The organism is bacterium (assembly GCA_035559435.1).
Lineage (GTDB): Bacteria > Zixibacteria > MSB-5A5 > WJJR01 > WJJR01 > JACQFV01.
This window is the reverse complement of record DATMBC010000015.1, coordinates 1-13,284: the sequence shown is the minus strand read 5'-3', so window position 1 is coordinate 13,284 and position 13,284 is coordinate 1. Positions and strand designations below refer to the sequence as shown.

The following is a 13,284-nucleotide window of genomic DNA, read 5'->3' as shown; positions in this document are numbered from 1 at the left end:
GTTCTGGCCGCCATCGGTCCGCAGTCGGTGAGTGAGAATGCGCTGCTCGCGTTCGGGACATCGGCGACTGACCCCGATGCGGAGCCGCTGACCATGACGGCGGTAGGGTTGCCGACCGGCGCGGTCTACACCGACAACGGCAACGGGACGGCGTCATTCAGTTGGACACCCGACTTCAGTCAGGCGGGCGTCTACAATGTGACTTTCATTGCCTCGGATGGCGGGCTGGCCGATTCGGAGATCGTTGCAATCACGGTCAACAATGTCAACCGCCCGCCCCTGCTCTCGGCCATCGGCCCGCAGACCGGAAGCGAGAATGCCCTCCTGGCCTTTAACACCTCCGCATCCGATCCGGATGCCGAGCCGCTCACTCTGTCGGCGGTGAACCTGCCGGTCGGGGCATCGTACACCGACAACGGTAACGGCACCGCCGCGTTCGCCTGGACACCCGACTACACGCAGGCGGGGGTGTACAACGTCACCTTCATTGCCAGTGACGGCGCCGCGGCCGATTCGGAAGTAGTCGCGATCACCATCAACGACGTCAACCAGCCGCCGGTCCTGGCCGCCATCGGTCCGCAGTCGGTCAACGAGAACGCCAACCTGAGTATCGGTGTCTCGGCCACCGATATCGACGGCACGATCCCGGCACTGACCGCCGAGAACCTGCCGTTGAATGCGTCCTTCACCGACAACGCCAACGGCACCGGCTCGTTTGTGTTCAATCCGGATTTCACGCAGGCGGGCGTCTATAACGTTCGTTTCATCGCCTCCGATGGTGCATTGGCCGATACCGAGATTGTCGCGATCACGGTCAACAACGTGAATCGTGCGCCGGTCCTCGCCGCCATCGGTCCGCAGTCGGTCAATGAAAACGCGGTGCTGACGTTCGGAGCTTCGGCTTCCGATCCCGATTCCGATCCGCTGGCGCTGACCGCGGTCGGCCTGCCCACCGGCGCCGTCTATACCGACAACGGCGATGGCACCGCGACCTTCAACTGGACGCCCGATTACACTCAGGCGGGGGTCTACAGCATCACATTCATCGCCTCGGATGGATCGCTTGCGGACAGCGAGGCGGTGGCGGTCACTGTCAACAATGTCAACCTGCCGCCGGTTCTGGCCGCCATCGGTCCGCAGTCGGTGAATGAGGGACAGGCGCTCAATCTGCCCGTCTCGGCCACCGATCCCGATGCGACGATTCCTACGCTCGTCGCTGAGAATCTGCCGCCGAATGCGTCGTTTACCGACAATGCCAACGGCACCGGCTCTTTCGTCTTCAGTCCCGACTACAGTCAGGCCGGTGTCTACAACGTTCGCTTCATCGCCTCCGATGGCGCGCTGGCCGACACTGAGATCGTGGCCATCACGGTCAACAACGTCAATCAGGCCCCGGTCCTGTCTGCCATCGGTCCGCAGTCGGTGAATGAGGGACAGGCGCTGAATCTGCCCGTCTCGGCCACCGATCCCGATGCGACGATTCCGGTGCTGACCGCCGAGAACCTGCCGTTGAATGCGTCGTTTACCGACAACGCCAACGGCACCGGCTCATTTGTGTTCAACCCGGACTACACGCAGGCTGGGGTCTACAACGTTCGCTTCATCGCCTCCGACGGCGCGCTGGCCGACACCGAAGTCGTTGCGGTCACGGTCAACAACGTCAATCAGGCCCCGGTCCTGGCTGCGGTTGGCCCGCAGTCGGTGAATGAGGGACAGGCGCTCAATCTGCCGGTTTCGGCCACCGATCCGGATGCGACGATTCCGGTGCTGACCGCCGAAAACCTGCCGCTGAATGCAAGCTTTACCGACAACGCCAACGGCACCGGCGCATTCGTCTTCAGTCCCGACTTCACGCAGGCCGGTGTCTACAACGTTCGCTTCATCGCCTCCGATGGTTCACTGGCCGACACCGAGATCGTCGCAATCACGGTCAACAACGTCAATCAGGCCCCGGTCCTGGCCGCGATCGGCCCGCAGTCGGTGAATGAGAATACGCTTCTGGCGTTTGCCGTCTCCGCGGTCGATCCGGACGGCACAACCCCGGCGATGAGCGCCACGGGATTGCCCACCGGCGCCAGCTACACCGATAATGGCGACGGCACCGGCTCGTTTGCCTGGACACCCGATTTCACCCAGTCCGGCGTCTACAATGTGACCTTCATCGCCAGCGACGGCCTCCTCGCCGACAGCGAGGTGGTGGCGATCACGGTCAACAACGTCAATCGCGCCCCGGCGCTGTCCGCCGTCGCTCCGCAATCCGTCAACGAGGGACAGACGCTGAATCTTGCGGTCTCGGCGAGCGATCCGGATGCGACCGTTCCGGCGCTGCTGGCTGAGAACATCCCCGTGAATGCAACCTTTATCGACAACGGCAATGGCACCGGGTCGTTCGTCTTCAGTCCCGACTTCACCCAGGCGGGTGTCTACAACGTGACGTTTATCGCCTCCGACGGCGCATTGGCCGACTCCGAAATCGTTGCGATCACCGTCAACAACGTCAATCAGGCGCCGGTCCTGGCCGCCATCGGTCCGCAGTCGGTGAATGAGGGACAGGCGCTCAATCTTCCGATTTCGGCCACCGATCCGGATGCGACGATTCCCACGCTGGTCGCCGAGAACCTGCCGTTGAATGCGTCGTTCACCGACAACGCCAACGGCACCGGCTCGTTTGTGTTCAATCCGGATTTCACGCAGGCGGGCGTCTATAACGTCCGTTTCATCGCCTCCGATGGCGCACTGGCCGACACGGAGCTCGTCGCGATTACGGTCAATCATGTCAATCTCGCGCCGGCGCTGGCTGCGATCGGTCCGCAATCGGTCAACGAGGGGCAGTCGCTGAATGTGGCCGTTTCCGCTACCGATGCCGATGGCACAACCCCGTCGCTGGCCGCCGAGAATCTGCCGCTCAACGCCACGTTTACCGACAATGGCAACGGCACCGGCTCGTTTGCCTTTAACCCGACATTCACGCAGGCGGGCGTCTACAACATCCGCTTCATCGCCAACGACGGCGCGCTGGCCGACAGCGAACTGGTCGCGGTGACCGTCAACAACGTCAATCTGGCCCCGGTGCTCTCGGCCATCGGACCCAAGTCGGTCGATGAGGGGATGCTGCTCTCGTTTGGCACCTCGGCCGCCGATCCCGACGGCACGACGCCGGCGCTGACCGTCGAAAATGCTCCTGTCGGCGCGGTCTACACCGACAACGGCAATGGCACGGCGACCTTCACATTCACGCCCGACTACACACAGGCGGGCGTCTACAACGCGCGCTTTATTGCCTCCGATGGCGCGCTGGCGGACACCGAAATCGTCGCGATCACGGTCAACAACGTCAACCTGCGCCCGGTGTTGAATGCCATCGGCCCGCAGTCGGTGAACGAAGGCCAGACGCTGAATCTGCCGGTCTCCGCCACCGATCCCGACGCGACCACCCCGACGCTGGCGGCCGAAAGCCTGCCGCTCAATGCCGCCTTCACCGACAACGGCAACGGCACTGGCGCCTTTGTCTTCACGCCCGATTTCACGCAGTCGGGTGTCTACAATGTTCGCTTCATCGCCACCGACGGCGCGCTGGCGGACACCGAGATCGTTGCCGTCACGGTCAATCACGTCAATCTCGCGCCCGTGCTGGCCGCCATCGGTCCGCGCTCGGTGACCGAAGGCCAGGTCTTAAACGTTTCCGTCTCGGCAACCGATCCCGATGCGCAGATCCCGGCACTGACCGCCGGAAATGTCCCGGCCAATGCCTCTTTCGTCGATAATGGCGACGGCACCGGCGCTTTCTCGTTCAGCCCGAATTTCATTCAGGCCGGCGTCTACAACGTCACCTTCATCGCTTCCGATGGGGCACTGGCCGATACCGAGATTGTCGCGATCACCGTCAACGAAGCCGGCAATCAGCCGCCGGTGCTCGCCGCGATTGGCGCCCGCTCGGTCACGGAAGGGAACACGCTCGCGTTCCGTGTTTCGGCCACCGATCCTGAATTCGCGACCCTGACGCTGTTTACCAGCATCCTGCCCACCGGCGCGGTCTTTGTCGATTCCGGCAACGGCGCGGGTTCATTCACCTGGACGCCGACGTTCACTCAGGCCGGAACGTACTTCGTCACCTTCGCCGCGCAGGATCCGCCCGGCGACATCGACAACGAGTTGGTCCGCATCGATGTCCTCGAGGCCGGCAACCAGCGCCCGGTGCTGGCGGCGATCGGCCCGAAGTCTGTCCCCGAGGGCGGCAACCTCAGTTTCGCCACATCGGCGACCGATGTCGATGGCACCACTCCCGTGATGAGCGCGGCCAATGTGCCGGCCAACGCGACATACACCGACAACGGCAACGGCACCGGTTCCTTCGTCTTCAATCCCGCTTTTGGACAAGCGGGCGTCTATAACGTCATCTTTATTGCCTCCGATGGCGTGTTGGCCGATTCCGAAGTCGTCGCCATCACCGTGGGCAACGTCAACGAGGCGCCCATCCTTGCCGCCATCGGCCCGCAGTCGGTTGACGAAAACGCGCTGTTGAGTTTTGCGACCACGGCGACCGACCCCGATGGCACCACTCCGACGCTGATCGCCGAGAATCTGCCGACCGGCGCAACTTACACCGACAACGGCAACGGGAGTGCGTCGTTCGTCTGGACGCCGGATTACACCCAGGCCGGCGTGTACAATGTGCGTTTCATCGCCTCCGATGGCGCGCTCGCCGACTCCGAAGTGGTGGCAATCACGGTCAACAACGTCAATCGCGCCCCGGCGCTGTCCGCCATCGGTCCGCAGACGGTCAGCGAGGGGGCGCTGTTGTCGTTTGCGACTTCGGCGGCCGACCCCGATGGGACAATTCCGGCGCTCACCGCCGAAAACCTGCCGACCGGCGCAACTTACACCGACAACGGCAACGGCACCGCGAGCTTCAACTTCACGCCCGATTTTACGCAGGCGGGTGTCTATAACGTCCGCTTCCTCGCTTCGGATGGCGCCCTCGCGGACACCGAGATCGTGGCGATCACGGTCAACGATGTCAACCAGGCTCCGGTGTTGGCGACGATCGGTCCCCGCAGTGTGGCGGAAGGCGCGCTTCTCAGCTTCACGGTGACAGCGAGCGATCCGGACGGTGGATTCCCGGTCATGACCGCTGAGAACCTACCGCTCGGCGCGACCTACACCGACAACGGCGATGGCACCGCCGCCTTCAACTTCACACCCGATTTCACCCAGGCGGGTGTCTACAACGTGCGCTTCATCGCCTCCGATGGCTTGCTGGCCGACTCGGAACTGGTGACCATCACGGTGACCGAATTCAATCGTCCGCCTGCGCTGGCCGCCATCGGACCACAATCGGTCAATGAGGGTCAGTCGCTCAATGTCCCGGTGTCGGCCACCGATCCCGATGGCTCGATTCCGAGCCTCACCGCGGAGAATCTCCCGCTCAATGCCATCTTCACCGACAACGGCAATGGCGCCGGCGCGCTGTCATTCAATCCGGACTTCACCCAATCCGGCGTCTACAACGTCCGCTTCATCGCTTCGGATGGATCGCTGGCCGATACCGAGTTGGTCGCGATCACGGTCAACCAGGTCAATCTCGCGCCGACGCTGGCGGCGATCGGGGCGCAGTCGGTCGATGAGGGGCAGACCCTGAATCTGCTGATCTCGGCCACCGATCCGGATGCGACCATCCCGACCCTGTCCGCCGGGAATCTGCCGCTCAATGCCGTCTTCACCGACAACGGCAATGGCTCCGGCTCGTTCGTTTTCACGCCCGACTTCACGCAAGCCGGCGTCTACAACGTGCGCTTCGTCGCTTCGGACGGCGCTTTGGCCGATACCGAACTGGTCGCGATCACGGTCAACGATGTCAATCGCGCTCCGGTTCTCGCCGCCATCGGGCCGCAGACGGTGGCCGAAGGCGGAAACCTGAACTTCGCGGCGTCGGCGACCGACCCGGATGGCACGGTCCCGGCGCTGAATGCCGTCAATGTGCCGACGAACGCGTCCTTCATCGACAACGGCGATGGCACCGGGACTTTCAACTTCAGCCCGGATTTCAGCCAGGCCGGCGTCTACAACGTCACCTTCATTGCCTCCGATGGCGTCCTCGCCGACAGCGAAGTGGTCGCGATCACCGTCACGGGCACAAACCTTGCGCCCGCGCTCGATCCGATCGGCGCCCGCGCGGTCGATGAGGGGCAGAACCTGAGCTTCAGCGTGAGCGCCTCCGACCCGGACGGTGTCACGCCGTCGCTGCTGGCCGAGAATGCCCCCGCCAATGCCACCTTCACCGACAATGGCAATGGCACCGGGACCTTCAACTTCAGTCCCGATTTCACCCAGGCGGGTGTCTACAATGTCCGCTTCATCGCCACCGATGGCCTGCTGTCCGACACCGAGCTGGTGGCCATCACGGTCAACCAGGTCAATTTGTCGCCGGTACTGGCGACGATTGGTCCGCGGTCGGTGGCCGAAGGGGCAACCCTGAATTTCAACGTGTCGGCGACGGATCCCGATGCCACCACGCCGGTCCTGACGGCCGAAAACCTGCCGCTGAACGCGTCGTTCGTCGACAATCTCAACGGCACTGGCGCCTTCGCCTTCTCGCCCGACTTCACCCAGGCGGGTGTCTACAACGTCAGGTTCATCGCCTCCGATGGCGCGTTGGCGGATACGGAAATCGTTGCGATCACCGTCAACGAAACCAATCTCCCGCCGGTCCTGGCCGCCATCGGCCCGCAGTCAGTCAACGAAGGCGCGATTCTCAATCTCGGCGTCTCGGCGACCGATCCCGATGCGACCACGCCGGTCTTGACCGCGGAGAATCTCCCGCTCAACGCGTCGTTCGCTGACAACCTCAATGGCACTGGCGCCTTCAGCTTCGCGCCCGACTTCACGCAGTCCGGGGTCTACAACGTCACATTCATCGCTTCCGATGGCGCGTTGGCCGACACCGAAATCGTCGCGATCACGGTCAATGACGTCAACCTCCCGCCGGTCTTGGCTTCCATCGGCGCGCGCTCGGTCGCCGAAGGCGCCAATCTCAACTTCAGTGTATCGGCCTCCGACCCCGATCTGACAACGCCCTCGCTGTCGGCCGAGAATCTGCCGCTGAACGCGTCATTCGTCGACAATTTGAACGGCACGGGCACGTTCAACTTCGATCCTGACTTCACCCAGGCCGGCGTCTACAACGTCACCTTCATCGCCTCCGATGGCGTGTTGGCTGATACCGAGGTCGTCGCGATCACGGTCAATAACACCAACCGCGCGCCGGTCCTGGCGGCGATCGGTGCCCAGACGGTCGCCGAAGGCGCCAATTTGAATGTCAACGTGTCGGCGACCGATCCCGATCTGACCACGCCGACGCTGGTAGCCGTGAATCTTCCGCTGAACGCGACATTCGTCGACAATCTCGACGGCACCGGCATCTTCAATTTCAACCCCGACTTCACGCAGGCGGGTGTTTACAATGTCACCTTCATCGCCTCCGACGGCGCGCTGGCCGATTCGGAGGTGGTCGCGATCACCGTGACCGGCACCAACCTCCCGCCGACGCTGGCCGCCATCGGTCCGCGATCCGTGACCGAGGGACAAAACCTGAACGTCGCCATCTCCGCCAGCGATCCGGATGGCTTCACGCCGATTCTGGCCGCCGTGAATATTCCGGTCAATGCCACGTTTGTGGACAATGGCAATGGCACCGGCACATTCGACTTCAATCCGAGCTTTGTTCAGGCCGGCGTCTACAATGTCACCTTCATCGCCTCCGACGGCCTTCTGGCAGACAGCGAAATCGTCGCGATCACCGTCAACGACGCCGGCAATCAGGCGCCGATCCTGGCGGCGATCGGTCCGCATTCCGTGACCGAAGGACTGAATCTCAACTTCAGTGTCTCGGCCGGCGATCCTGATCAGACCATCCCGACGCTTGCCGCCGAGAATCTACCGCTGAACGCGACGTTCACTGACCTTGGCAACGGCACCGGCACATTTGACTTCAGCCCCGACTTCACGCAGGCGGGCGTTTACAACGTTCGCTTCATTGCCGCCGATGGCGCCCTCGCCGACACCGAAATCGTCGCCATCACCGTCAACGACGCCGGCAATCAACGTCCGGTCCTGGCTCCGATCGGCGCGCAGAGCGTGACCGAGGGGCAGAACCTCACCTTCGGTGTCAGCGCGACTGATCCCGATGCGACCATCCCGGCGCTGCTGGCCGAGAACGCTCCGGCCAATGCCACTTTCACGGACAATGGCGACGGCAGCGGGTCCTTCGTTTTCAATCCCGACTTCACCCAGGCCGGCGTTTACAACGTGCGTTTCATCGCCACCGATGGCGCCCTGGCCGACACCGAAGTTGTCGCGGTCACAGTTACTTCCGCCGGCAACCAGCGTCCGGTCCTGGCGGCCATCGGCCCGCGCAGCGTCGATGAAAACCAGAATCTGAACTTCAACATCTCGGCGAGCGATCCCGACGCCACCACGCCGGTGCTCTTCGCGCAGAATCTGCCGCCCGGCGCGAGCTTCGATGACAACGGCAACGGGACCGGCTCCTTCGACTGGACGCCGACCTTCACGCAGTCGGGTGTCTACAACGTCCGCTTTGTTGCCACCGACGGCGCCCTGGCCGACACCGAGATCGTTGCGATCACCGTCAACAACGTCAACCGCGCACCGGTGCTGGCCGCGATCGGGCCGCGCTCGGTCAACGAAGGCGCCACGCTCAATGTCAGCGTCTCCGCCACCGACCCCGATGCGCAGACTCCGGTGCTGATTGCCGAAAACCTTCCGTTGCATGCGACTTTCACCGACAACGGCAACGGAACCGGCGCGTTCGTGTTCAGTCCGGATTTCACGCAGGCGGGCGTCTACAACGTGCGCTTCATCGCCTCCGATGGCGCGCTGGCCGACACGGAGATCGTCGCGATCACGGTCAACCAGGTGAACCTGGCCCCGGTGCTGGCCGCGATCGGTCCGCAGTCGGTCAACGAGGGCGCCACCCTCAACGTCGGCGTCAGCGCCACCGACTTCGATGGCACTATCCCGACGCTGGCCGCCGAAAACGTCCCGGCGAATGCCGTATTCACCGACAAAGCCAACGGCACCGGCGCCTTCGTGTTCAACCCGACTTTCTCGCAAGCGGGCGTCTACAACGTGCGCTTCATCGCCTCCGATGGCGTGTTGGCCGACACCGAGCTTGTCGCCATCACAGTCAACAACGTGAACCTGGCGCCGGTCTTAAATGCGATCGGTCCGCAGTCGGTCAATGAGAATGCCGGCCTGACTGTGCCGGTCAGCGCCACCGATCCGGACGGCACCGTACCGGCGCTGGCCGCCGAGAATCTGCCGGCCAACGCGACCTTTGCCGACAACGGCAACGGCTCCGGCAGTCTGACTTTCAACCCCGATTTCACGCAGGCCGGTGTCTACAACGTCCGTGTCATCGCCTCCGATGGCGCATTGGCCGACACCGAGGTTGTCGCCATCACCGTCAATGACGTCAACGCGCCCCCGGTGCTGGCGGCGATTGGCCCGAAGGCGGTCGCCGAGGCGGCCAACCTGAACTTCGTTGTCACCGCCGGCGACATCGACGCGACCATTCCGTCGCTTGCGGCAGTGGGCGTTCCGGCCAACGCGACCTTCGTTGACCACGGCAACGGCTCCGGGACCTTCGACTTCACGCCCGACTTCACACAGTCCGGCGTCTACAACGTGACCTTCGTTGCTTCCGATGGCGTGCTGGCCGACAGCGAAGTCGTCCAGATCACCGTGACCGAAAACAACCGTCAGCCGCTGGCCAACGCCGGCCCCGATCAGGGCCCGGTCGCCATCGGGTTCGCGGTGACGTTGAACGGTTCGGCCTCCTCCGATCCGGACGGCGACTCGCTCGGTTACCACTGGCGCCAGATTGCCGGACCGGCCGTGACCGTTGCCGATTCGACCAGCGCGCTGGCGAGCTTCACACCCGCCATCGGCGGCGCTTATGCCTTCCGGCTGATCGTCGATGACGCGCAACTGGCCTCGGCCCCTGACACCACGTTGGTGACGGTCGTTTCCCGGCCCGCGCGCATCACCGATCTCATGGCCACTGTCTCCGGCAATGCAATTCAGCTCTCCTGGAGTCCGGTCACTGCCGACACGTCGGGATCGCCGACCACGCTGGCGCGCTATGTCGTCTACCGCGGCACCCTCGCCTACTTTGCGCCCACGCCCGCCGAGTCGATCGGCGTGGCCGCGCCCGCGGCGGTCTCATTCACCGACAACAACATCGGCGGCGCCGATGTCGTTGGCGACACCGGCACCAACTACTTCTACTGCCTGCAGGCGGTCGATGCCGGCGGCGGACGCTCGGCCCATTCAAACCGCGTCGGCGAGTACGACTATCAGATCTACACCACCAGCACGACCGACTTCTCGTTTGTGATGATGCCGTTTGCCAACACCGGCATCAACACCGCCTCCGACCTGATCCAGTCGATCGGCGTGGCCAACGTCAACACGGTCAACCGCTTCATCGCGGCCTCGCAAAGCTACGAGGCCCGGTTCGCGGCCGGATTCGGCACCAACTTCCCGGTGGTGCCCGGCGGCATCTACCAGGTCAACGCCAAGGCGCCCGCCGTGTGGAGCATCGCCGGACGCGTCCCCGATTCGGGCACGATCTCGTACAACATCGTCACGACATCGACGACCGATTTTGAATTCATCGGAATCCCGTTTGAGCGCGAACTCGATTACGGCGTGGCGCAGGACATTATCGACGCCATTCCCGGAGTTCTGAACACGCTCAACCGGTTTATTCCGACGTCGCAAAGTTATGAGTCCCGCTTCTACCTCGGATTCGGTCCGAATTTCCCGGTCCGGGCGGGGCGGGTCTACCAGGCAAACGCTCGGGCAAACGGGGTCTTCCCCGCGCCATAAGGGAAGTGGCAGAAACGTCCGACCCAAGATGATGGGGCAATCCGAATTTGGAGGCTCGACTGTGAGGATGACATTGGCCAAGACACCGACTCGATGGACCGCGCGCGGGATTGCCGCCATCATGACCCTCTGTGTCGTGCTGGCCATGCCGGATCTCGCCGTTGCTCAGGGGAGCATCTTCGGGAATGTGCAGAATGCCAATCTGACCAATCCCGCCGTCGGGCAGCTCCTCTGGGTCGGATTCCTCGACAACACCGACGAGGAAATTCGCATCGAGTCCAGCACCGGCGCCGGTTACGACGGCACGTTCTGGTTCGATGACTTCCAGAACTACTCAACCGAAGTGGCCGGCAATCCCTACGATTTCATCTTTGTCAACATTGCCAACGGGCAGTACTTCCGCCTCGAAAAGACGATTCCGAACAACTCCTTCCACCAGGAGGACGTCACGCTTGCGGCCGCGGCCGTCCCCGCCCGTCCCACCGGGCTCGTCGCCCGCGCCGTCTCGGCCTCCCGCGTCAACCTGACTTGGAACAAGGCCACCGGCGTGACCTACCACGTGTATCGTCGCGCCACCGCCAACAACGGCGTCTTCCGCCGACTCGATGATCCGTCCGGCAACCTCGCCAACATCGGCGTCGCCGACTCGTTCTTCGTCGATGCGACCTCCGACGGCGCGACCGACTACACCTACATCATCATCGGGCAGACCGCCGGCAACATCTTCTCGGCGCACTCGGTTGAGGTGTCGGTTTTGGCGTCCAATATCACCGGCCCGACGTTGACCGTGGTCAACCCCAACACCGGCTCCGGAGTCGGCAACCCGCTGGTCACGCTCACCGGCACAAACTTCGACATCGCCGGCGTCGGCGTCACCTTCGGCGGCGTGCCCGCGACCAACGTCACGGTCGTCAGTCCGTTTACGATCACCTGCAATGCTCCGAGCTACGCCGCCGGCGTGGTCGATGTCGCGGTGACCAACACCGCCTCCGGGCTGTCGTCGACCCTGGCCGGCGCGTTCACCTACACCGGCAACGCCGCCCCGGTGCTGGCCGCCATCGGTCCGCGCAACGTCAATGAGGGGCTGGCGCTCAATTTCGGCGTGTCGGCCACGGACGCTGATGGCACGACGCCGGCGCTTTTGGCGGAGAATCTGCCGCTGAATGCCACGTTCACGAACAACGGCAACGGCACCGGCACGTTCAATTTCGCGCCCGACTTCACCCAGGCGGGCGTCTACAACGTGCTCTTCATCGCCTCCGATGGCGTGCTCGCCGACAGCGAATCGGTCGCGATTACCGTCAACGATGTCAACCGCGCCCCGGTCCTGGCGGCCATCGGCCCGCGCAATGTGGATGAGGGACTGGTGCTCAACTTCGGCGTCTCCGCCAGCGACCCGGATGCCACCGTCCCGTCGCTTACAGCCGAGAATCTGCCGCTTAACGCCACGTTCGTCGACAACGGCAACGGCACCGGCACGTTCAACTTCGCGCCCGACTTTACACAGGCCGGAGTCTTCAACGTGCGTTTCATCGCCTCGGATGGCGCGCTGGCCGACAGCGAACTGGTCGCGATCACCGTTAACAACGTTAATCGCGCCCCGGTCCTGGCCGCCATCGGCCCGCAATCGGTGAATGAGGGCGCGGCGCTGAATCTGCCGGTCTCGGCCACCGATCCGGATGCGACCACCCCAACGCTGGTCGCCGAGAATCTGCCGCTGAATGCCGCCTTCACCGACAATGGCAACGGCACCGGCGCCTTCGTATTCAGTCCGGGTTTTGCCCAGGCCGGAGTCTATAACGTCCGATTCATCGCCTCCGACGGCGCCTTGGCCGATTCGGAACTGGTCGCGATCACCGTCAATGATATCAATCAGCCCCCGGTCCTGGCTCCGATCGGCGCGCAACTGGTCAACGAGGGCGCGGTCCTCAACATCGCCGTCAGCGCCACCGACGGCGACGGCGCCATCCCGGTCTTGAGCGCGCAGAACCTGCCGGCCAACGCGTCCTTCGTCGACAACGGCAACGGCACCGGCGCCTTCACCTTCTCGCCGAATTTCACCCAGAGCGGCGTGTATGCGGTGCTCTTCATCGCCTCCGACGGCGTCGCCGCCGATTCCGAAAACGTCACCATCACCGTCAACGAGGGTGGCAACCAGCGTCCGGTGCTGGCCGCCATCGGCGCGCAGACGGTCAATGAGGGTGTCAATCTCACCCTCGGCCTGTCGGCCACCGATGCGGATAACAACCCGATCACCCTGAGCGCCCTGAATCTCCCGACCAATGCCGCCCTGGTCGACAATGGTGACGGCACCGGCGTGTTCGGTTTCGATCCCGACTTCACGCAGGCGGGGGTCTACAGCGTCACCTTCATCGC

2 protein-coding genes are annotated in these 13,284 nt (G+C 63.6%); both read left to right on the top strand.

The genetic code is table 11. The features are described from left to right. Positions 1-27: 27 nt before the first annotated feature. Positions 28-10,908, top strand: a complete 10,881-nt coding sequence (locus VNN55_01035; protein HWO56130.1) for an Ig-like domain-containing protein — start codon at positions 28-30, stop codon at positions 10,906-10,908. Positions 10,909-10,975: 67 nt separating this feature from the next. Further along, a partial coding sequence (locus VNN55_01030) for a tandem-95 repeat protein (GenBank protein HWO56129.1) occupies positions 10,976-13,284 on the top strand: 2,309 nt, incomplete at its 3' end.